Raw genomic sequence first — 21,188 nt, forward strand, 5'->3', positions numbered from 1 at the left:
TCAGCGTTTTCCGAAAGCCCGTTGCAGCCGCTGCAGGTCTTCCGGGGTGGTGACCTTGATGTTGTCGGCGCGGCCTTCGACCATCTTCGGCGCGTTGCCGGCCCACTCCATCGCAGAGGCCTCGTCGGTGATCGCCGCACCCGCCACCAGGGCATCGGCCAGGGCTCGGTGCAGGGCGCCCAAGTGGAACATCTGCGGCGTGTAGGCCTGCCAGACCACGCTGCGGTCGACGGTTTCCAGCACCCGGCCATCGGCGCCGACGCGCTTGAGCGTGTCCCGCGCCGGCACGCCGAGCAGGCCACCCACCGGGTCGTTGTCCAGTTCGCCGAGCAGCCGGTCGAGGTCGCCGCGGCTCAGGTTCGGCCGCGCCGCGTCGTGCACCAGCACCCAGTCGTCGCTGGCGGCGCCCTGTTCGTTGAGCAGCAGCAGGCCGTTGAGTACGGAATCCGCGCGCTCGCGGCCGCCTTCGGCACGCAGGATGCGCGGGTCGGCGGCACAGGGCAGGTTCGGCCACCAGGGATCGTCAGGCGCCAGGCAGACCACCAGGCCCTTGAGCATGGGGTGGCCGAGGAAGCAGTCGAGGGTGTGTTCGAGAATGCTGCGGCCGGCGAGGTCGAGGTATTGCTTGGGGCGGTCTGCGCGCATCCGCGAACCGATGCCCGCGGCGGGGATCACGGCCCAGAAGGCCGGCAGGGAGATGTCGCGGAATTTCATTGCGCCAGCTGGTAGAGGGTTTCCTTGTCCTTGACCATGCCGAGTTCGTGGCGGGCACGCTCCTCGACCGTCTCGGTGCCTTTCTTCAGTTCCGCCACCTCGGCCTCGAGGATGCGGTTGCGCTCGAGCAGACGCTGGTTCTCGCCCTGCTGGTCGGCGATCTGCTTCTCCAGCTCGCGCACTTGCGCCAGGCTGCCGTCCCCTACCCACAGGCGATACTGCAGGCCGGCGAGGCCCAGGAGCAGGACGAGGAACAGCCAGTAGGGGCTGCGCAGCTTACTCAGACGCAATTGTGGACTCCATGTGCGAAGGGGTGGCTCGCGCCACCCCTTCACCGTACCAGACTAGCCTCAGCCGCGGAATTCCGCGCGGCCACGGTACGGCGCCTTGGCGCCCAGCTGCTCTTCGATGCGCAGCAGCTGGTTGTACTTGGACACGCGGTCGGAGCGGCACAGCGAACCGGTCTTGATCTGGCCGGCGGCGGTGCCCACGGCCAGGTCGGCGATGGTGCTGTCCTCGGTTTCACCGCTGCGGTGCGAGATCACCGCGGTGTAGCCGGCGGCCTTAGCCATCTGGATGGCTTCGAGGGTCTCGGTCAGCGAGCCGATCTGGTTGAACTTGATCAGGATGGAGTTGCCGATGCCCTTCTCGATGCCTTCCTTGAGGATCTTGGTGTTGGTCACGAACAGGTCGTCGCCGACCAGTTGCACCTTGCCGCCGATCTTGTCGGTGAGGACTTTCCAGCCGGCCCAGTCGGACTCGTCCATGCCGTCTTCGATGGAGATGATCGGGAAGCGCTCGGCCAGGCCGGCAAGGTAGTCGGCGAAGCCGGCGGCGTCGAACACCTTGCCTTCGCCTTCGAGGTCGTACTTGCCATCCTTGAAGAATTCGCTGGAGGCGCAGTCCAGGGCCAGGGTCACGTCGTCACCCAGCTTGTAGCCGGCGTTGGCCACGGCTTCGGCGATGGCGGCCAGGGCGTCTTCGTTGGAAGCCAGGTTCGGTGCGAAACCGCCTTCGTCGCCCACCGAGGTGCTCAGGCCACGGGCCTTCAGCACGGCCTTGAGGTGGTGGAAGATCTCGGCGCCCATGCGCAGCGCGTCGGCGAAGGTCTTGGCGCCTACCGGCTGGACCATGAACTCCTGGATATCGACGTTGTTGTCGGCATGCTCGCCGCCGTTGATGATGTTCATCATCGGCACCGGCATGGAGTACACGCCCGGGGTGCCGTTCAGATCGGCGATGTGCGCGTACAGCGGCACGCCCTTGGCCTGTGCGGCGGCCTTGGCGGCGGCCAGGGACACGGCCAGGATGGCGTTGGCGCCCAGCTTGGCCTTGTTGTCGGTGCCGTCGAGTTCGATCATCGCCTGGTCCAGCGCCCTCTGCTCGACCGGGTCCTTGCCCAGCAGCAGGTCGCGGATCGGGCCGTTGATGTTGGCCACGGCCTTCAGCACGCCCTTGCCCAGGTAACGGCTCTTGTCGCCATCGCGCAGTTCGAGTGCCTCGCGGGAACCGGTGGAAGCACCGGACGGGGCGCAGGCGCTGCCGACGATGCCGTTGTCCAGGATCACGTCCGCTTCAACGGTCGGGTTGCCGCGGGAGTCCAGGACCTCACGGCCCTTGATGTCGACGATCTTTGCCATTCTTGATAACACTCCGAAGATAGATAAACGGGGCGGCTGGTGAGACTTAGGCGGTCTCGATGGTGGGGAAACTCTTCACCAGGTCGTCCAGCTGCTTGAGCTGGGACAGGAAAGGCTCGAGCTTGTTCAAGCGCAGGGCGCACGGGCCGTCGCACTTGGCGTGCTCGGGGTCCGGGTGGGCCTCAAGGAACAGGCCGGCCAGGCCCTGGCTCATGCCGGCCTTGGCCAGGTCGGTGACCTGGGCACGGCGGCCGCCGGCGGAATCGGCGCGGCCGCCCGGCATCTGCAGGGCGTGGGTCACGTCGAAGAACACCGGGTACTGGAACTGCTTCATGATGCCGAAGCCGAGCATGTCCACCACCAGGTTGTTGTAACCGAAGGAGGAGCCACGCTCGCAGAGGATCAACTGGTCGTTACCGGCTTCCTCGCACTTGGTCAGGATGTGTTTCATCTCCTGGGGCGCGAGGAACTGGGCCTTCTTGATGTTGATCACCGCGCCGGTCCTGGCCATGGCCACGACCAGGTCGGTCTGCCGGGAGAGGAACGCCGGCAGCTGGATGATGTCGCAGACCTCGGCCACCGGGGCGGCCTGGAAGGGCTCGTGGACATCGGTGATGACCGGCACCTTGAAGGTCTTCTTGATCTCTTCGAAGATCTTCAGCCCCTCTTCCATCCCCGGACCGCGGTACGAGTTGATGGACGAACGGTTGGCCTTGTCGAAGCTGGCCTTGAACACGTAGGGGATGCCGAGCTTCTCGGTGACCCGCACGTATTCCTCGCAGACCTGCATGGCCAGGTCGCGCGACTCCAGCACGTTCATGCCGCCGAACAGCACGAAGGGCAGCTCGTTGCCGATCTGGATGTCGCCGACGCGGATGATCTTCTGGCTCATGCTCAGGCCTTCCCGGCTTGCTTCAGGGCGGCGTTGACGAAGCCGCTGAACAGCGGGTGGCCATCACGCGGGGTGGAGGTGAACTCCGGGTGGAACTGGCAGGCGACGAACCACGGATGGTCCGGGGACTCGACCACTTCCACCAGGGCGCCGTCGCCGGAGCGGCCGGAAATCTTCAGGCCAGCTTCCTGCAGTTGCGGCAGCAGGTTGTTGTTCACTTCGTAGCGGTGGCGGTGGCGCTCGACGATCACGTCCTTGCCGTAGCAGTCGTGCACCAGGGTGCCGGCTTCGAGCTGGCATTCCTGGGCGCCCAGGCGCATGGTGCCGCCCAGGTCGGAGGCTTCGGTGCGCACTTCGGTGGCGCCGGTGGAGTCCTGCCATTCGGTGATCAGGCCGACCACCGGGTGGCCGCTGGACTTGTCGAACTCGGTGGAGTTGGCGTCCTTCCAGCCCAGCACGTTGCGGGCGTACTCGATGACCGCCACCTGCATGCCCAGGCAGATGCCCAGGTAGGGAACCTTGTTCTCGCGGGCGTACTGCACGGCGGTGATCTTGCCTTCCACGCCGCGCAGGCCGAAGCCGCCCGGGACCAGGATGGCGTCGGCGCCGTCGAGCAGGCCGGTGCCCTGTTGCTCGATGTCCTCGGAGTCGATGTAGCGCAGGTTGACCTTGGTGCGGCTCTGGATGCCGGCGTGGGTCATGGCCTCGATCAGCGACTTGTAGGCGTCGAGCAGTTCCATGTACTTGCCGACCATGGCGATGGTGACTTCGCGCTCGGGGTTGAGCTTGGCGTCGACCACCCGGTCCCACTCGGACAGGTCGGCCGGGCCGCACTCCAGGCCGAAGCGCTCGACGACGATGTCGTCCAGGCCCTGGGCGTGCAGCACCGACGGGATGCGGTAGATGGTGTCGACGTCTTCCAGGGAGATGACCGCGCGCTCTTCGACGTTGGTGAACAGGGCGATCTTGCGGCGCGAGGAGACGTCCACCGGGTGGTCGGAGCGGCAGACCAGCACGTCCGGCTGCAGGCCGATGGAGCGCAGCTCCTTGACCGAGTGCTGGGTCGGCTTGGTCTTGGTCTCGCCGGCGGTGGCGATGTACGGGACCAGGGTCAGGTGCATCAGCATGGCGCGGCGCGAACCGATTTCCACGCGCAGTTGGCGGATCGCTTCGAGGAACGGCTGCGACTCGATGTCGCCGACGGTGCCGCCGACTTCCACCAGGGCCACGTCGGCATCGCCGGCGCCCTTGATGATGCGCCGCTTGATCTCGTCGGTGATGTGCGGGATCACCTGCACGGTGGCGCCCAGGTAGTCGCCGCGGCGCTCCTTGCGCAGCACGTCCATGTAGACGCGGCCGGTGGTGAAGTTGTTGTTCTGGGTCATGGTGGTGCGCACGAAGCGCTCGTAATGGCCCAGGTCGAGGTCGGTCTCGGCGCCATCGTGGGTGACGAACACCTCACCGTGCTGGAACGGGCTCATGGTGCCCGGATCGACGTTGATGTAGGGGTCCAGCTTGAGCATCGTGATCTTCAAGCCACGCGCTTCCAGAATGGCAGCCAAGGAAGCCGAGGCGATGCCTTTCCCCAATGAAGAAACAACACCACCCGTGACGAAGATGTAGCGCGTCATGAAAAGCCCTGAATGTCAGCGTTTAGGCGGCTGGGCCGCCGGGGAAGCGAATGAATGGGCCGCGGCCCAAACCGCGGCGCATGCCGCGCTCAATAGCGAACTCCCGCCGATTCCGTGGGAATCGACGGGAGCGGTACAAGACGGGAGCGTAGTCTACCGGAAAGGCCCTTTCAGCTCAAACCCGGGTCATTCGTCGGGGCTGTCCAGCGCAGGCGCCAGCCCGTCTCGCCGGCCTGGCGCAGCGCCGGCAGGTTGGCCACGCCGAGCAGTTGCCCGCCGCGCCAGAGCAGCGGCAGCCGCGGCCGGACGAAGGCCGGCACGGCGCTTTCGTTGAGCAGCCGCTTGAGGTCGCGATGGCCGCGCTGGGCCAGTTCCAGCTGCTCGCCGCCGCGCCGGCAGGTCACCCGCAGCGGCCCGACGGGCGGTGCACCTTCCAGGTGCAGAAGGCCATTGCCGGGCAGCGCCAGGGGCTGCGACGGGTCGTCCCAGGGCAGCTCGCACGCCGGCGCCTGCAGCCAGGCGCCCGACAGCCACCAGAGCCGCCCGCCGCTACGCTGCAGCTCTCCGCCGCCCAGGCGCCAGACCGGCGCGGCATCGCCGGCGGCGTCGCGCAGGGCCTGCCAGCCGGCCCAGTGGGCACTGTCCGGCATCGGCGTGAAGGGCGCCAGCCAGTGGCGCAGGGCGTTGCGCTGGCGGCTTTCGCCAAGCGCCAGCAGCGGCGCCAGGGCCAGCGAGGGGACGGTCAGCCAGTCGAAGTCGTTGCCGGGCCGTGCCGCCGCCAGATCCTGCTGCGCCAGTTCGGCCAGCAGCGCCTCGGCCTCGGCCAGGTGCGCGGCGCTGCGGGTGATGTTATCCACAGCCCGCGGCCAGCGCTCGGCGAGCAGCGGCAGCACGCGCTGGCGCAGGTAGTTGCGGGCGAAAGCGGTGTCGGTGTTGGACGGGTCTTCGATCCAGCGCAGGCCATGCTCGCGGGCGTAGGCTTCGAGTTCGGCGCGGGAGACGTCCAGCAGCGGCCGCAGCAGCATGCCGGCTCCCAGCGGCCGGGCCGCGGGAATGCCGGCCAGGCCACGCACGCCGGCGCCACGCAGCAGGCGGAACAGCAGGGTCTCGGCCTGGTCGTCGCGGTGCTGGGCGGCCAGCAGGCAGTCGCCCGTTTTCAGGTGTTTCGCAAAAGCCTCGTAGCGCGCGCGACGCGCGGCCTGCTCCACGCTCGCGCCCGCCGGCACCGTCACCCGTTCGACCAACAGAGGGACACCCAGCTCGCGGCAGAACACCTCGCAGTGCGCCGGCCAAGCATCGGCCGCGGCCTGCAGGCCGTGGTGGACGTGGATGGCGGACAGAGGCGGCAGGGATTCGGTCCTGGCCAGTTGCGCCAGCAGGTGCAGCAGCACGGTGGAGTCCAGCCCGCCGGAGAAGCCTACCCGCCATGCCGGGGCCTGGCGCCAGGGGGCCAGGGTGGTGAGCAGGCGGGATGCTAGGGGCATGGGGGCGGCTACAGGTGAAGAGCGTGAGGGAGACAGGCTTTTCGTAGGAGCGAGCTTGCTCGCGAACGGTGCTTACCGGCAACACCTGTGTTTGGGATTGACTCCGCTCCCTCTCCCCAGCCCTCGGCTGCGCGCCCCGCCCTGAAGGGAGAGGGGGCTAGTCCGTGCCGAGAAAGGATTTGGTGTTAGCCGGGTACTCGGTACAAGCCGGCTAACGCCGAAACATCAGCGTACTCCGAACGGTCCCCTCTCCCTTCAGGGAGAGGGTTAGGGAGAGGGCGCTCTCAGGCCTGGCGCCGAAGCCTTGGCAGAACCGGACCGGCCGCCCTCAGGCGATCCCGTAGCTCATCAGCCGCTCATAGCGACGCGCCAGCAGCTCCTGGGTGCTCAGGCCCTTGAGCATGCCCAGCTGCGACTTCAGCGCGTTGCGGATGCTTTCCGCTGCAGCGGCCGGGTCGCGGTGGGCGCTGCCCAGCGGTTCGGGGATCACGGTGTCGACGATGCCCAGGTCCTTCAGGCGCGCCGCGGTGATGCCCATGGCTTCGGCGGCTTCCGGGGCCTTTTCGGCGGTGCGCCAGAGGATCGAGGCGCAGCCTTCCGGGGAGATCACCGCGTAGGTGGAGTACTGCAGCATGTTCAGGTTGTCGCAGACGCCGATGGCCAGGGCGCCGCCGGAGCCGCCCTCGCCGATGACGGTGGCGATGATCGGCGTCTTCAGGCGCGCCATCACGCGCAGGTTCCAGGCGATGGCCTCGCTCTGGCCGCGCTCTTCGGCGTCGATGCCCGGGTAGGCGCCGGGGGTGTCGATGAAGGTCAGGATCGGCATCTTGAAGCGTTCGGCCATTTCCATCAGGCGGCAGGCCTTGCGGTAGCCTTCCGGACGCGGCATGCCGAAGTTGCGGCGCACCTTCTCGCGCACTTCGCGGCCCTTCTGGTGGCCGATGATCATCACCGGCTGATCGTCCAGGCGGGCGACGCCGCCGACGATGGCGGCGTCGTCGGCGAAGTGGCGGTCGCCGTGCAGTTCTTCGAATTCGCTGAAGATGTGCTCGATGTAGTCCAGGGTGTAGGGCCGGCGCGGGTGGCGCGCGAGCTGGGCGATCTGCCAGCTGCTCAGGTTGCCGAAGATGTTCTCGGTCAGCGCGCGGCTCTTGTCTTCCAGGCGGGCGATTTCATCGCTGATGTTGATGGAGTTGTCGTTGCCGACCAGACGCAGCTCTTCGATCTTGGCTTGCATGTCGGCGATCGGCTGTTCGAAATCGAGGAAGTTCGGGTTCATGGGCTATCCGTCGTGCTGAATGGCGGCAGGGCCTGGTCCGTATGGCGCCCTACCTTACGGTATCGGGCGCCCAGGGTCGAGACTGGCGGGCGGGCGGCGTTCGGCCACCGGCCACGCTAGCGGTAGTTGAGGAAGACGTTGTCGCGTCCGAACTGGTCACGCAATGCCTGAATCAGCGCATCGGCCGGGTCGATGCGCCAGTCTTCGCCGAACTGCAGCAGGGCGCGGGCGTCGCTGGAACTGTAGTCGACGGTGACCGGGCAGTTGCCGCGGTGGCGGCCGCACAGCTCGGCCAGCCAGCGCAGGCGGTCGCCCTTGAGCGCATCCGCGGCGACCTTCAGCCGCAGGCTCTCGGCCAGCGCGGTGCGCGCCTCCTCCAGGCCCATCACGCGCTTGGCGCGCAGGCGCAGGCCGCCGGAGAAGTCGTCCTGGCTGACCTCGCCCTCGATCACCACCATGGCGTCGGTCTGCAGCAGGCCCTGGTTGGCGGCGAAGGCCTCGGCGAACAGCGAGGCCTCGATGCGCCCGGAGCGGTCGTCGAGGGTGACGAAGCCCATCTTGTCGCCGCGCTTGTTCTTCATCACCCGCAGGTTGACGATCAGCCCGGCGACGGTCTGGGTGTCGCGCGCCGGCTTCAGTTCGACGATGCGCTGGCGGGCGAAGCGGCGCACCTCGCCTTCGTACTCGTCGATCGGGTGGCCGGTGAGGTAAAGGCCGAGAGTGTCCTTCTCGCCTTTCAGGCGTTCCTTGAGGGTCAGCTCCTTGGCCTTGCGGTGGTTGGCGTAGACGTCGGCCTCGGGCTCGGCGAACAGCCCGCCGAACAGGTCCATGTGGCCGCTGTCGTGGCTGCGCGAGGTCTGCTCGGCGGCCTTGATGGCTTCCTCCATGGACGCCAGCAGCACCGCGCGGTTGCGGTCGATGTCGGCCAGGTAGGCCTTGGGCTCTTCGTGGAAATACGGGCCCAGGCGGTCCAGCGCGCCGGCGCGGATCAGCGCATCGAGAGTGCGCTTGTTGATGCGCTTGAGGTCGATGCGGTCGCAGAAGTCGAACAGGTCCTTGAACGGCCCGCCCTCGGCGCGGCATTCGGTGATGGCTTCCACCGGGCCTTCGCCGACGCCCTTGATCGCGCCCAGGCCGTAGACGATCTGGTTGTCGTCGTCGACGGTGAAGCGGAATTCGGAGTTGTTCACGTCCGGGGCGACGATGCGCAGCTTCATGTGCCGGCATTCTTCGATCAGCGTCACCACCTTGTCGGTGTTCTGCATATCCGCGGTGAGTACCGCGGCCATGAAGGGCGCGGCCCAGTGCGTCTTCAGCCAGGCGGTCTGGTAGGAGACCAGGCCGTAGGCGGCCGAGTGCGACTTGTTGAAGCCATAGCCGGCGAACTTTTCCACCAGGTCGAAGATGTTGCCCGCCAGGTCCTTGTCGATGCCGTTGTTGGCGCAGCCTTCGATGAAGCCGCCGCGCTGCTTGGCCATCTCCTCGGGCTTCTTCTTGCCCATGGCGCGGCGCAGCATGTCCGCGCCGCCGAGGGTGTAGCCGGCCATCACCTGGGCGATCTGCATCACCTGTTCCTGGTACAGGATGATGCCGTAGGTGGGCTTGAGCACCGGCTCCAGGCCCGGGTACTGGTAATCCGGGTGCGGGTAGGAGATTTCCTCGCGGCCGTGCTTACGGTTGATGAAGTCGTCCACCATGCCCGACTGCAGCGGGCCGGGGCGGAACAGCGCCACCAGGGCGATGAGGTCTTCCAGGCAGTCCGGCTTGAGCTTCTTGATCAGCTCCTTCATGCCGCGCGATTCCAGCTGGAACACCGCGGTGGTCTCGGCCTTCTGCAGCAGGTCGTAGGTCTTCTTGTCGTCCAGCGGGATGCGGTCGATGTCGACCAGGTTCTCGTCGCCGGCTTTCTGCTGTTTGCGATGGATGATCTCCATCGCCCACTTGATGATGGTCAGGGTGCGCAGGCCGAGGAAGTCGAACTTCACCAGGCCGGCGGCCTCCACGTCGTCCTTGTCGAACTGGGTCACCAGGCCGCCGCCCTCTTCGTCGCAGGCGATGGGCGAGAAGTCGGTGAGCTTGGTCGGCGCGATCACCACGCCGCCGGCGTGCTTGCCGGTGCCGCGGGTGACGCCTTCCAGCTTCAGGGCCATGTCCCAGATTTCCTGGGCTTCCTCGTCGGACTTGAGGAAGTCGCGGAGCATTTCCTCCTGCTCGAAGGCCTTGTCCAGGGTCATGCCGACTTCGAAGGGGATCATCTTCGACAGCTTGTCGGCCAGGCCGTAGGACTTGCCCTGCACCCGCGCCACGTCGCGCACCACCGCCTTGGCAGCCATGGAGCCGAAGGTGATGATCTGGCTCACCGCGTTGCGCCCGTAGGCGTCGGCCACGTAGTCGATCACCCGGTCGCGGCCTTCCATGCAGAAGTCCACGTCGAAGTCGGGCATGGAGATACGTTCGGGGTTGAGGAAGCGCTCGAACAGCAGGTCGTAGGCCAGCGGGTCGAGGTCGGTGATCTTCAGCACGTAGGCAACCAGCGAGCCGGCACCCGAACCCCGGCCTGGCCCCACCGGCACGCCGTTGTTCTTGGCCCACTTGATGAAGTCCATCACGATCAGGAAGTAGCCGGGGAAGCCCATCTGGATGATGGTGCCCAACTCGAACTCCAGGCGGTCGACGTAGACCTGGCGCTTTTCCTCGTAGTTCGGCGTGTCCTTGGGCAGCAGCACCTCCAGGCGCTCCTCCAGCCCCTCGTAGGAGACATGGCGCAGGTAGTCGTTGATGTCCATGCCTTCGATGGGAATCGGGAAGTTGGGCAGGAAGTACTTGCCCAGCTGCACTTCGATGTTGCAGCGCTTGGCGATCTCGACGGTGTTTTCCAGGGCCTCGGGCAGGTCGCTGAACAGCTCGGCCATTTCCGCCGGCGATTTCAGGTACTGCTGGTCGGAGTAGTTGCGCGAGCGGCGCGGGTCGTCCAGGGCGCGGCCTTCGCCGATGCACACGCGGGTCTCGTGGGCCTCGAAGTCTTCCTGCTTGATGAAGCGCACGTCATTGGTGGCCACCAGCGGCGCGCCGCTGCGCTCGGCCAGCGCCACGGCGGCGTGCAGGTGTTCCTCGTCGTTGACCCGCGCGGTGCGCTGCACTTCCAGGTAGAAGCGGTCGGGGAAGACTTCCATCCACTCGGCCAGCAGCGAGTCGGCCAGCGCGTCCTCGCCGTCGAGCAGGGCGTGGCCGATCTCCCCTTCCTTGGCCGCGGACAGCGCGATCAGGCCCTCGGCGCCCTCTTTCACCCAGTCGCGCTCGATGATGATCTCGCCGTTGCGCTGGCCTTCCTGCCAGCCGCGGGAGATCAGCTCGGTGAGGTTGCGGTAGCCCTTGGCGTTCATCACCAGCAGGCTCAGGCGGCTGAGCGGGCCGTCCTCGTCGCGGCTGGCCAGCCAGATGTCGGCGCCGCAGATCGGCTTGATGCCGGCGCCCATGGCGGTCTTGTAGAACTTCACCAGCGAGCACATGTTGCTCTGGTCGGTGATCGCCACCGCCGGCATGCCGGCGCCGGCCACTGCCTTGCACAACGGTTTGACCCTGACCAGGCCGTCGACCAGGGAGTACTCGGAGTGCAGACGCAGGTGGACGAAGGAGGCGGTCATGGTGGTCCTATGCAACGCGGAAACGATAAGCGGCCGATTGTACCGGCCCGCTCCGCAAAGCTACAGGCTTCAGATCGCCACTGCCGCCCTGCGGCGCTCAGAGGATGCCGGACGGGCTTTCCAGCAGCGCGCGCACCGGGGCGAAGGAGCGTCGGTGGATGGGCGTCGGGCCCAGGCGCTTGAGGGCTTCCAGGTGCACCGGGGTCGGGTAGCCCTTGTGCCCGCCGATGCCGTAGCCCGGGTAGAGGGCTTCCATTTCCTGCATCTCGCGGTCGCGGGAGACCTTGGCCAGGATGGAAGCGGCGGCGATGGCCGGCACCTTGGCATCGCCCTGCACCACCGGGGCCGCCGGCACCCTGAGTTTCGGGCAGCGGTTGCCGTCGATCAGCGCCAGTTTCGGGGTGACGCTCAGGCCCTCCACCGCGCGCTGCATGGCCAGCATGGTGGCGTGGAGGATGTTCAGCCGGTCGATCTCCTCGACCTCGGCGCGGGCGATGAACCAGGCCAGGGCCTTCTCGCGGATTTCGTCGAACAGCACCTCGCGGCGCGCCTCGCTGAGCTTCTTCGAGTCGTTCAGGCCGATGATCGGCCGCGCCGGGTCGAGGATCACCGCGGCGGTGACCACCGGGCCGCAGAGCGGGCCGCGGCCCACCTCGTCGACACCGGCCACCAGTTCCTCGACCAGGTCGAAATCCAGGCCCATCTGCATCAGCGTTTCTCCACCAGGGCGAGCACCGCTTCGGCGGCCTGCGCGGACGCATCCTGGCGCAGGGCGCGATGGATGGCGTCGAAGGATTCGGTCTGCGCGCTGCCGTCGTCCAGCAGCGGCAACAGGTGTTGCGCCAGGGCCTCGGGGGTCGCCGCGTCCTGGATCAGCTCGGGGGCCAGCAGGCGCCCGGCGAGCAGGTTGGGCAGCGAGATGTAGGGGCTCTTCACCAGGCGCTTGAGAATGGCATAGGTCAGCGGCGCGACCTTGTAGGCCACGACCATCGGCCGCTTGTACAGCAGCGCTTCGAGGGTCGCGGTGCCGGAGGCGATCAGTACCGCATCGCAAGCGGCCAGGGCCTCGTGGGACTGGCCGTCGAGCAGTTGCAGCGGCAACTGGCGGCCCTGCAGCATCTGCTCCAGTTGTGCGCGCCGCTCGGGGCTGGCGCAGGGCAGCACGAAGCGCAGGCCCGGGCGCTGCTGCAGCAGGCGTTCGGCGGTATCCAGAAACAGTGCGCCGAGCTTGCCCACCTCGCCACCGCGGCTGCCCGGCAGCAGCGCCACCACCTGGGCGTCGGCCGGCAGGCCGAGCTGCTCGCGCGCGGCGGCGCGGTCGGCTTCCAGGGGGATGGTGTTGGCCAGCGGATGGCCGACGAAGCGCACCGGCACGCCGTGCTCTTCGTAGAACTTCGCCTCGAAGGGGAACAGCGCCAGCATCAGGTCGCAGGCCTGCTTGATCTTCAGCACGCGCTTCTGCCGCCAGGCCCAGACCGAGGGGCTGACGTAGTGCACGGTGCGAATGCCGGCGCGGCGCAGTTGCAGCTCCAGCCCGAGGTTGAAGTCCGGTGCGTCGATGCCGATGAAGACGTCGGGGCGCGCGAGTATCAGGTTGCGGACCAGGTCCTTGCGCCGGCGCAGCAGCTCGCGCAGGCGGCCGAGGACCTCGACGAGGCCCATGACCGCCAGGCGCTCCATGGGGAATTCGGAAACCAGGCCCTGGGCCTGCATGCGCGCACCGCCCACGCCGATGAACTCGACCTCGGGGTGGCGTTCGCGCAGGGCCTGCATCAGGCCGGCGCCAAGGATGTCCCCCGAGGCCTCGCCCGCCACCAGGGCGACGCGCAGCTTGCCGGTGCCCGCAGCCATGGTCAGCGGGTGATGCCGCGGGTGGCGCTCTGGATGGAGTCGCAGAACACCGCGACTTCCGGGAACTGCGCGGCGGATTCGGCCAGCTCGGCGAGCGCCTCCTCCACGGTCAGGCCCTGGCGGTACACCACCTTGTAGGCCCGGCGCAGGGCGTGGATGGCCTCGGCGCTGAAGCCGCGGCGGCGCATGCCCTCGAAGTTCATGCTGCGCGCCTCGGCTGGGTTGCCGAAGACGGTCACGTAGGCCGGCACGTCCTTGCCGATGGCGGTGCCCATGCCGGAGAAGCTGTGGGCGCCGATGCGGCAGAACTGGTGCACCAGGGTGTAGCCGGAGAGGATCGCCCAGTCGTCCACGTGCACGTGGCCAGCCAGCGCGGTGTTGTTGACCAGGATGCAGTGGTTGCCGATCACGCTGTCATGGCCGACGTGGACGTAGGCCATGAACAGATTGTGGTCGCCGATGGTGGTTTCCGAGCGGTCCTGGATGGTGCCGCGGTGGATGGTCACACCCTCGCGGATCACGTTGTGGTCGCCGATCACCAGGCGAGTCGGCTCGCCCTTGTACTTCAGGTCGGGAGTGTCCTCGCCGACGCTGGAGAACTGGAAAATCCGGTTGTGTCTGCCGATCTTCGTGGGGCCCTTGAGCACCACGTGCGGACCGATCACCGTACCTTCGCCGATTTCCACATCCGGCCCGACGATGGACCAGGGGCCCACCTCTACGTCGTCGGCCAGCTTTGCCCGCGGATCGATGATGGCGCGAGGATCGATCAAACTCATAGTTTGCGTTCCGCACAGATGATTTCGGCCGAGCACACCGGCTTGTCATCGACGGTGGCGTGGCAGTCGAACTTCCAGATGCCGCGCTTCACGCTGATGAACTGGGCATGCAGGTTCAGCTGGTCGCCCGGCAGCACCGGCTGGCGGAAGCGCAGCTTGTCGGAGCCGACGAAGTAGTACAGGGTGCCGTCGGCCGGCTTCACGTCGAGCATCTTGAAGCCGAGGATGCCGGCCGCCTGGGCCATGGCCTCGATGATCAGCACACCGGGCATGATCGGGTGCTGCGGGAAGTGGCCATTGAAGAACGGCTCGTTGATGCTGACATTCTTGTAGGCGCGAATGCGCTTGCCTTCGATGTCCAGCTCTACCACCCGGTCCACCAGCAGGAAGGGGTAGCGATGAGGCAGGTATTCGCGAATCTCGTTGATGTCCATCATGTTCAGGGGAGCCTGTTCAGAAAAGGGAAACGCCAAAAAATGCGTGACTCACGCATCAGATGGAGTGTCTCCGCTCGGGGTCACGGCGGCCAGGCGCTTTTCCAGCTGTTGCAGACGACGGGCCATGTCGTCCAACTGGCGAATACGGGCAGCGCTCTTCTTCCATTCAGCGGCGGGCTGCATGGCCGTGCCGGATGAGTAGGCGCCCGGCTCGGTGATCGAGCGGGTGACCATGGTCATGCCGGTGACGAAGACGTTGTCGCAGATCTCGATGTGTCCGACCAGGCCGACGCCGCCGGCGAGCATGCAATGCCTGCCGATCTTGGCGCTGCCGGAAATCCCGCAGCAGCCGGCCATGGCGGTGTGATCGCCGATCTGCACGTTGTGCGCGATCATGATCTGGTTGTCCAGCTTGACGCCGTTGCCAACCAGGGTATCGGACAGCGCACCACGGTCGATGGTGGTGTTGGCGCCGATCTCGACGTCGTCGCCAATGGTGACGCCGCCGATCTGCGCGATCTTCTGCCAGACGCCCTGCTGCTTGGCGAAGCCGAAGCCTTCGCCGCCGAGCACGGCGCCGGACTGGATGACCACGCGCTTGCCGATGCGCACGTCGTGGTAGAGGGTCACGCGCGGGGCCAGCCAACCGCCCTCGCCGATCACGCTGCGCGCGCCGACGAAGCAGTGGGCGCCGAGGGTGACGCCGGCGCCGATCTGCGCGCCGGCCTCGATCACCACGTAGGGGCCGATGCTGGCCGCGGGATCGACGCTGGCGCTGGCATCGACCACCGCGGTGGGATGGATGCCGGAAGGCGCCCTGGGCTTGGGATCGAACTGGTGCGACAACCCGGCGTAGGCCAGGTAGGGGTCGGGCACCACCAGCGCGTTGCCGGTGAAGCCTTCGGCGTCGGCGGCGGTGAGCAGCACCGCGCCGGCCCGGCTGTCGGCCAGGAACTTGCGGTACTGCGGGTTGGCCAGGAAGCTCAGTTGCTCCGGGCCGGCGTCCTGCAGGGTGGCCAGGCCGTGGATGACCACGGCCGGGTCGCCACGCAGCTCCGCCTGGAGCTGAGCGGCCAGTTCGGCGAGGGTATGGGACCGCGGGCTCATCATCAGCGCAGCTGGTTCATCCGCTCGATGACCTGGCGGGTGATGTCGTACTGGGGTTTGACGTCGACCACCGCGCCGCGCTCGACCACCAGGTCGTAGCCGCCCTTCTTGATGGTTTCCTCGACGGCCTGGTCCAGCTTCGGCTTGAGCTTCTTGAGCATTTCGCGGTCAGCGGAGGCCTTGGCTTCGTTCAGTTCCTTGGACTGGAACTGGAAGTCGCGGGCCTTCTGCTTGAAGTCATCCTCGGCCTTGTCGCGCTCGGACTTGGACAGCTTGCTGCCGCCGTTGACCAGCTTGTCCTGCAGGGCCTTGGCATCGCTTTCCAGGGCGCGCAGCTTGGTCAGTTGCGGGCCGAATTTCTTCTCGGCGTCGACGGCGTACTGCTTGGCCGCATCGGACTCGAGGAGCGCCATCTGGTAGTTGAGCACCGCGATCTTCATGTCGGCGAACGCGGGGCTCGCCATCAGGGCGGCGGTGATCAGGACGAACTGGGTCAACTTACGCACATTGCACTCCTGCACAAAGCTAGGTTGTCTATACAACAAGATGGCGAATCAGAAGGTCTGCCCCAGGGAGAACTGGAAGATCTGGGTTTCCGCGTTGTCCGGCTTCTTGATCGGGGTACCGAGGCTGAAGCTCAGCGGGCCGAGCGCGGTGATCCAGGTCAGACCGACACCCACGGACATGGCCATGTCGTTCAGCTTGATACCGTCGCAACCCTGGGTGGTGGACAGCGGGCAGTCGGAGTCGAACACGTTGCCCACGTCCCAGAACAGCACGGTACGCAGTTGGCTCTGGTCCTTGACGAAGGGCAGCGGGAACAGCAGTTCGGCGCCGCCGGTGATCATCACGTTACCACCGAAGGCCTGCGGATCCTGGTCCGGGTCAGTGTAGCGGCCACGGGCGTCGGGGCCACCCGACACGACGCTGGTCGCGGGGTCGGCGACGCTCGGCGTACTGCGCGGGCCGAGGGAGCTGTCCTTGAAGCCGCGCACCGAGTTGAAGCCGCCGGCGTAGTAGTTCTCGTAGAACGGCAGGCGATCGGTGGAGCCGTAGCCGTCGCCGTAGCCCAGCTCGGTGTGGAAGCGCATGGTGTAGGTGTCGGACAGCGGCGCGAAGATCTGGCCGCGATAGTCCAGCTTGTAGAACGACAGGTCGCTGCCGGGGATGGTCGATTCCAGCACCAGGCTTTGCGAGTGGCCGCGGGTGGCCAGCACGCCCTTGTTCAGGGTGGACTCGGACCAGCCGATGGAGGCCTTGAAGTTGGTGAAGTTGTCGCCTTCCTTCTCGAGGAAGTCGAAGATCTCGTCGACGGTGTAGGCGCCGGTGTCGATGGTGTCGCGCTGCACGGTCAGGCCGTAGGTCAGGCGCGAGGTCTCGCTGATCGGGTAGCCGATGCTGACGCCGGCGCCGAGGCTGTTCACCGAGTAGTCGGAGACGTCGACGTCGAGCTTGTCGTAGTCGGTCTTGCGATAGAAGGCGTTGTAGCCCAGGCTCACGCCGTCGACGGTCCAGTAGGGGTCGACGAAGCCGAAGTTGTAGCGGGTCTGGTAGTCGGACTTGGTCAGGCCGATGCTGACCTTGTTACCGGTACCCAGGAAGTTGTTCTGGCTGATCGAGCCGCCGAGGATCAGGCCGGCATCCTGGGCGAAGCCGATGCTGGCGGTGATGGAGCCGGAGGGCTGCTCTTCCACGCTGTAGTTGACGTCCACCTGGTCGTCGGTGCCCGGAACGGCCGGGGTCTCGACGTTGACCGTCTTGAAGTAGCCCAGGCGCTCCAGGCGCTGCTTGGACTGGTCGATCAGGTAGGTGCTGGCCCAGCCGCCTTCCATCTGGCGCATCTCGCGGCGCAGCACCTGGTCTTCGGTCTTGGTGTTGCCGCGGAAGTTGATGCGGTTGACGTAGGCGCGCTTGCCCGGGTCGACCACGTAGGTGATGGACACGGTCTTGTCGTCGTCATGGGCTTCCGGCACGCCGTTGACGTTGGCGAAGGTGTAGCCCTCGTTACCCAGGCGGCGGGTGATCAGGTCGGAGGTGGAGGTCATCACCTTGCGCGAGAACACCTGGCCCGGCTCGACCAGCATCAGCTTCTTGATTTCTTCTTCCGGCACCTTGAGGTCGCCGGTCAGCTTCACTTCGCGGACCTTGTACTTCTCACCCTCGTTGATGTTGACGGTGATGTAGACGTGTTTCTTGTCCGGAGTGATGGAAACCTGGGTGGAGGCGATATCCATGTGGATATAACCGCGGTCCAGGTAGTAGGAGCGCAGGCGTTCCAGGTCGCCGGAGAGCTTCTCGCGGGAATACTTGTCGTCGTTCTTGAAGAAGGACAGCCAGTTGGTTTCCTTCAGCTCGAAGAGGCCGGTCAGGTCCTCGTCGGAGAACACGGTGTTGCCGACCACGTTGACGTGGGCGATGGCTGCGACCGTGCCTTCGTTGACGGTGATCTTCAGCGCCACGCGGTTGCGCGGCTGCGGAGTGACCTGGGTCTCGATGTTGGCCGAGTAGCGGCCCTGGGCCACGTACTGGCGCTGCAGCTCGTTGCGCACGCCTTCGAGGGTGGCGCGCTGGAAGATTTCGCCTTCGGCCAGGCCGGACTGCTTGAGGCCCTTCATCAGGTCTTCGGTGCTGATGGCCTTGTTGCCTTCGATCTCGATGCTGGAGATGGACGGGCGCTCGACCACGTCGATGACCAGTACGTTGCCATCGCGGCCGAGGTGGATATCCTGGAAGAAGCCGGTCTTGAACAGCGAGCGGGTCGCCTCGACCAGACGGCGGTCATCGATCTGGTCGCCGACGTTCAGCGGCAGGGCGGCGAACACGCTACCCGCGGATACGCGCTGCAGGCCGTTGACGCGGATGTCGGAAACTGTGAAGGACTCTGCGTGAACCTGGGCGATCATCAACGCGGAAAGAGCCGCGGGTAACAGAAAGCGTTTCATGGAGTCCTTTTTTTCCAACTGACAAATAAAGAATCTGCCGCGTGAGGCGGCAGATCAGAAACCCAATGGCAGCTACAGTCGACTCAGATCGTTGACCAGGGCCAGCAACATGACCCCAACGACCAGGCTGATGCCGATCTGCATCCCCCAAGCCTGGACCCGCTCTGACAATGGGCGGCCACGCACCCACTCGACCAGGTAGAACAGCAGATGCCCGCCATCGAGGACGGGAATCGGCAACAGGTTGAGCACCCCCAAACTAATGCTCAGATAGGCGAGGAAATGCAGAAAATCCCCTACGCCGGACTGGGCCGAAGCGCCCGCCACTTTAGCAATGGTTATCGGCCCGCTCAAGTTTTTTACCGAGAGCTGGCCCAGCACCATTTTCTTTAGAGAATCCAGGGTTAGCAGACTCATCGACCAGGTTCGGGAGAGCGCTTCGCCCACCGCGGCGACCGGACCGAAGCTGACTTCGCGGAGCATTTCCGCCGGCCACTGGCCACCGGCCACACCGGCCCCCAGGTAACCGGCACGGGCCTTGCCCTCGCCTTTCGCCGCCAGTTTCAGGGTCAGCTCGCGCTCCTGGCCGTCGCGCAGCAGGGCGATGCTCACGGACTGCTCCGGACGAGCGCGTACCTTGTCGACCACCTGCTGCCAGTCGTCCACCGCCTGGCCGTCCACCCGCAGCAGCCGGTCGCCGATGGCCAGGCCCGCGGCCTTGCCGGGGCCCTGCGGGTCCAGCTCGGCGATCACCGGCGGCATGGCCGGGCGCCACGGCTGGATGCCCAGGCAGCCGATGGGATCGGGGTTGTCCGCGCTCTTCAGCCAGGCCTTGATCGGCAACTGGTGCAGGCTCTGCGCCGAGGAGCCCGGCTCGCGCACACTGACGCTCAACTCGCCGGTCTCGCCCAGGCGCCGCACCAGGCGCAGGTTGACCGCCGCCCAGCCGTCCACCGGCTCGCCATCCACCGCCAGCACTTCCTGGCCGGCGGCCAGGCCGCCCAGCGCCGCCGGGCTGTCGGGCACGATGGAGCCGATGACCGGGCGCACCTGCTGGGTGCCCAGCATGGCGAGGATCCAGAAGAACAGGATGGCCAGCAGGAAGTTGGCCACAGGGCCGGCCGCGACTATGGCGATGCGCTGGAATACCGTCTTGCGGTTGAAGGCCTGGTCGAGCTGGTCGAGGGGCACCTCGCCCTCGCGCTCGTCGAGCATCTTCACGTAGCCGCCCAGGGGAATGGCGGCCACCACGAATTCGGTGCCGTGGCGGTCGTGCCAGCGCACCAGGGGCGTGCCGAAGCCCACCGAGAAGCGCAGCACCCTGACCCCACAGCGGCGCGCCACCCAGAAGTGACCGAACTCGTGGAATGTCACCAGGACGCCAAGGGCGATGATCAGCCCGACGACCATGTAAAGTGCGCTCATCTCTACCTCCAGGGCTCAGGGCCTAGCGACCACGCCCATGCAACCAGGCCTGCGCGGCTTCGCGCGCACGGCGGTCGGCCTCCAGCACCACGTCGAGGCTTTCGACCGGCGTGGCAGCCTCGCGGTTCAGCACCTCGTCGATGATAACCGCGATCTCGGTGAAACGGATGCGCCGTTCGAGGAATGCGGCCACCGCCACCTCGTTGGCGGCATTGAGCATAGCCGGCGCGCTGCCGCCCGCCTCGGCCGCCTGGCGTGCCAAGCGCAGGCAGGGGAAGCGCTGTTCGTCGGGGGCCTGGAAGTCCAGGCGGGCGATGCCGAACAGGTCCAGCGGCGATACCCCGGAGTCGATGCGCTCGGGCCAGGCCAGGGCGTGGGCGATGGGCGTGCGCATGTCGGGGTTGCCCAACTGGGCGAGCACCGAGCCATCCACGTAGTCGACCAGGGAATGGATCACGCTCTGCGGATGGATCACCACTTCCACCTTCGACGGTGGGGCATCGAACAGCCAGCAGGCCTCGATCAGTTCCAGGCCCTTGTTCATCATGCTGGCCGAGTCGACGGAAATCTTCCGCCCCATGGACCAGTTGGGGTGGGCACAGGCCTGCTCCGGGGAAACTTCTGACAGTTGATCCAGCGGCGTCTCGCGGAACGGGCCGCCGGAGGCGGTCAGCAGGATGCGTCGCACGCCGACCTGGCCCAGGCCCCGGGCGTAGTCACCGGGCATGCACTGGAAGATCGCATTGTGCTCGCTGTCGATCGGCAGCAGCACCGCGCCGTGGGCCTGCACTTCGTGCATGAACAGGGCGCCGGACATCACCAGCGCCTCCTTGTTGGCCAGCAGCACGCGCTTGCCGGCCTGCACCGCCGCCAGGGTCGGCTTGAGGCCGGCGGCGCCGACGATGGCCGCCATGACCACGTCCACGTCCGGATGGCCGGCGACTTCGCACAGCCCCGGCTCGCCCACCAGTACGCGAGTGGCCAGGCCTTCGGCCTGCAGGGCGCCCTGCAGATGGCGGGCCTGCTCGTCGCTGGCGACCACCGCGAAACGCGGCCGGTGGGCCAAACACAGGGCCTCCAGCTCGGCGAGACGGGAATGCCCGGTGATGGCGAAGACGCTGTAGCGCTGCGGATGCCGAGCGAGGACGTCCAGGGTGCTCAGGCCGATGGAGCCGGTGGCCCCCAGCACGCAGACTTGCTGCGGCGCGCTCATGGCGTGCCCCAGCCGCTGGCCCAGAGCAGCACGGTGAAGACCGGGATGGCCGCGGTCAGGCTGTCGATGCGGTCGAGGACGCCGCCGTGGCCGGGCAGCAGGTTGCTGCTGTCCTTCAGGCCCGATTCGCGCTTGAACATGCTCTCGGTC

At 66.7% G+C, this 21,188-nt stretch carries 18 protein-coding genes; all 18 read right to left on the reverse strand.

Annotated elements, in window-relative coordinates; all coding sequences use genetic code 11:
• Positions 1-714 (reverse strand): 2-C-methyl-D-erythritol 4-phosphate cytidylyltransferase, encoded by a 714-nt coding sequence (gene ispD, locus BM060_RS29065; RefSeq protein WP_074985525.1) that lies wholly within the window; start codon positions 712-714, stop codon positions 1-3.
• Positions 711-989, reverse strand: a complete 279-nt coding sequence (gene ftsB / locus BM060_RS29070) for a cell division protein FtsB (protein WP_024128518.1) — start codon at positions 987-989, stop codon at positions 711-713. Before ftsB ends, ispD begins: the two co-directional genes overlap by 4 nt.
• Positions 990-1,064: 75 nt before the next feature.
• The gene (eno, locus tag BM060_RS29075; RefSeq protein WP_009616677.1) at positions 1,065-2,354 is read right to left on the reverse strand and encodes a phosphopyruvate hydratase; all 1,290 of its coding nucleotides are present in this window, start codon (positions 2,352-2,354) and stop codon (positions 1,065-1,067) included.
• A 46-nt stretch (positions 2,355-2,400) separates the two neighbouring features.
• Positions 2,401-3,246, reverse strand: coding sequence for a 3-deoxy-8-phosphooctulonate synthase (gene kdsA, locus BM060_RS29080; protein WP_074985527.1), 846 nt, complete (start codon positions 3,244-3,246; stop codon positions 2,401-2,403).
• A 2-nt stretch (positions 3,247-3,248) separates the two neighbouring features.
• Positions 3,249-4,877, reverse strand: a complete 1,629-nt coding sequence (pyrG, locus tag BM060_RS29085) for a CTP synthase (RefSeq protein WP_009616672.1) — start codon at positions 4,875-4,877, stop codon at positions 3,249-3,251.
• Between the two features lie 170 nt (positions 4,878-5,047).
• Positions 5,048-6,361 (reverse strand): tRNA lysidine(34) synthetase TilS, encoded by a 1,314-nt coding sequence (tilS, locus tag BM060_RS29090; protein ID WP_074985529.1) that lies wholly within the window; start codon positions 6,359-6,361, stop codon positions 5,048-5,050.
• A gap of 328 nt (positions 6,362-6,689) precedes the next feature.
• Positions 6,690-7,640 carry an acetyl-CoA carboxylase carboxyl transferase subunit alpha gene (gene accA / locus BM060_RS29095; protein ID WP_074985531.1) on the reverse strand — a complete coding sequence of 317 codons (951 nt, stop codon included), beginning with the start codon at positions 7,638-7,640 and terminating at the stop codon, positions 6,690-6,692.
• 116 nt (positions 7,641-7,756) lie between these two features.
• The gene (gene dnaE, locus BM060_RS29100; RefSeq protein ID WP_074985534.1) at positions 7,757-11,284 is read right to left on the reverse strand and encodes a DNA polymerase III subunit alpha; all 3,528 of its coding nucleotides are present in this window, start codon (positions 11,282-11,284) and stop codon (positions 7,757-7,759) included.
• A 97-nt stretch (positions 11,285-11,381) separates the two neighbouring features.
• Complete coding sequence (gene rnhB / locus BM060_RS29105; protein ID WP_074985537.1) at positions 11,382-11,993, reverse strand: ribonuclease HII; 612 nt, start codon at positions 11,991-11,993, stop codon at positions 11,382-11,384.
• Positions 11,993-13,135 (reverse strand): lipid-A-disaccharide synthase, encoded by a 1,143-nt coding sequence (gene lpxB / locus BM060_RS29110; RefSeq protein ID WP_058490929.1) that lies wholly within the window; start codon positions 13,133-13,135, stop codon positions 11,993-11,995. The genes rnhB and lpxB overlap by 1 nt, the downstream gene beginning before the upstream one ends.
• Positions 13,136-13,137: 2 nt before the next feature.
• Positions 13,138-13,914: an acyl-ACP--UDP-N-acetylglucosamine O-acyltransferase gene (lpxA, locus tag BM060_RS29115; protein WP_009616654.1), complete on the reverse strand. Its 777-nt coding sequence runs from the start codon at positions 13,912-13,914 to the stop codon at positions 13,138-13,140.
• Positions 13,911-14,351 carry a 3-hydroxyacyl-ACP dehydratase FabZ gene (fabZ, locus tag BM060_RS29120; protein ID WP_009616653.1) on the reverse strand — a complete coding sequence of 147 codons (441 nt, stop codon included), beginning with the start codon at positions 14,349-14,351 and terminating at the stop codon, positions 13,911-13,913. Before fabZ ends, lpxA begins: the two co-directional genes overlap by 4 nt.
• Before the next feature lie 48 nt (positions 14,352-14,399).
• On the reverse strand, positions 14,400-15,461 hold the full coding sequence (lpxD, locus tag BM060_RS29125) for a UDP-3-O-(3-hydroxymyristoyl)glucosamine N-acyltransferase (RefSeq protein ID WP_074985539.1): 1,062 nt from the start codon (positions 15,459-15,461) through the stop codon (positions 14,400-14,402).
• Positions 15,461-15,964: an OmpH/Skp family outer membrane protein gene (locus BM060_RS29130; RefSeq protein WP_074985541.1), complete on the reverse strand. Its 504-nt coding sequence runs from the start codon at positions 15,962-15,964 to the stop codon at positions 15,461-15,463. The genes lpxD and BM060_RS29130 overlap by 1 nt, the downstream gene beginning before the upstream one ends.
• Before the next feature lie 48 nt (positions 15,965-16,012).
• Positions 16,013-18,400, reverse strand: coding sequence for an outer membrane protein assembly factor BamA (bamA, locus tag BM060_RS29135; RefSeq protein WP_074985543.1), 2,388 nt, complete (start codon positions 18,398-18,400; stop codon positions 16,013-16,015).
• Between the two features lie 72 nt (positions 18,401-18,472).
• Positions 18,473-19,825: an RIP metalloprotease RseP gene (rseP, locus tag BM060_RS29140; RefSeq protein ID WP_074985546.1), complete on the reverse strand. Its 1,353-nt coding sequence runs from the start codon at positions 19,823-19,825 to the stop codon at positions 18,473-18,475.
• Positions 19,826-19,847: 22 nt separating this feature from the next.
• Positions 19,848-21,038 carry a 1-deoxy-D-xylulose-5-phosphate reductoisomerase gene (gene ispC / locus BM060_RS29145; RefSeq protein WP_069863658.1) on the reverse strand — a complete coding sequence of 397 codons (1,191 nt, stop codon included), beginning with the start codon at positions 21,036-21,038 and terminating at the stop codon, positions 19,848-19,850.
• Positions 21,035-21,188 (reverse strand): phosphatidate cytidylyltransferase (locus BM060_RS29150; protein ID WP_177224371.1); only part of this gene is annotated, 154 nt, incomplete at its 5' end. The genes BM060_RS29150 and ispC, both read right to left, overlap by 4 nt.

The organism is Pseudomonas citronellolis, assembly GCF_900112375.1.
In the GTDB taxonomy this organism is placed as follows: domain Bacteria; phylum Pseudomonadota; class Gammaproteobacteria; order Pseudomonadales; family Pseudomonadaceae; genus Pseudomonas; species Pseudomonas citronellolis.

Coding starts and splice junctions, on each gene's coding strand:
- ispD (WP_074985525.1), bottom strand. CDS start 714: ATGAAATTCCGCGACATCTCCCTGCCGGCCTTCTGGGCCGTGATCCCC.
- eno (WP_009616677.1), bottom strand. CDS start 2,354: ATGGCAAAGATCGTCGACATCAAGGGCCGTGAGGTCCTGGACTCCCGC.
- kdsA (WP_074985527.1), bottom strand. CDS start 3,246: ATGAGCCAGAAGATCATCCGCGTCGGCGACATCCAGATCGGCAACGAG.
- pyrG (WP_009616672.1), bottom strand. CDS start 4,877: ATGACGCGCTACATCTTCGTCACGGGTGGTGTTGTTTCTTCATTGGGG.
- tilS (WP_074985529.1), bottom strand. CDS start 6,361: ATGCCCCTAGCATCCCGCCTGCTCACCACCCTGGCCCCCTGGCGCCAG.
- accA (WP_074985531.1), bottom strand. CDS start 7,640: ATGAACCCGAACTTCCTCGATTTCGAACAGCCGATCGCCGACATGCAA.
- dnaE (WP_074985534.1), bottom strand. CDS start 11,284: ATGACCGCCTCCTTCGTCCACCTGCGTCTGCACTCCGAGTACTCCCTG.
- rnhB (WP_074985537.1), bottom strand. CDS start 11,993: ATGCAGATGGGCCTGGATTTCGACCTGGTCGAGGAACTGGTGGCCGGT.
- lpxB (WP_058490929.1), bottom strand. CDS start 13,135: ATGGCTGCGGGCACCGGCAAGCTGCGCGTCGCCCTGGTGGCGGGCGAG.
- lpxA (WP_009616654.1), bottom strand. CDS start 13,914: ATGAGTTTGATCGATCCTCGCGCCATCATCGATCCGCGGGCAAAGCTG.
- fabZ (WP_009616653.1), bottom strand. CDS start 14,351: ATGATGGACATCAACGAGATTCGCGAATACCTGCCTCATCGCTACCCC.
- lpxD (WP_074985539.1), bottom strand. CDS start 15,461: ATGATGAGCCCGCGGTCCCATACCCTCGCCGAACTGGCCGCTCAGCTC.
- bamA (WP_074985543.1), bottom strand. CDS start 18,400: ATGAAACGCTTTCTGTTACCCGCGGCTCTTTCCGCGTTGATGATCGCC.
- rseP (WP_074985546.1), bottom strand. CDS start 19,825: ATGAGCGCACTTTACATGGTCGTCGGGCTGATCATCGCCCTTGGCGTC.
- ispC (WP_069863658.1), bottom strand. CDS start 21,038: ATGAGCGCGCCGCAGCAAGTCTGCGTGCTGGGGGCCACCGGCTCCATC.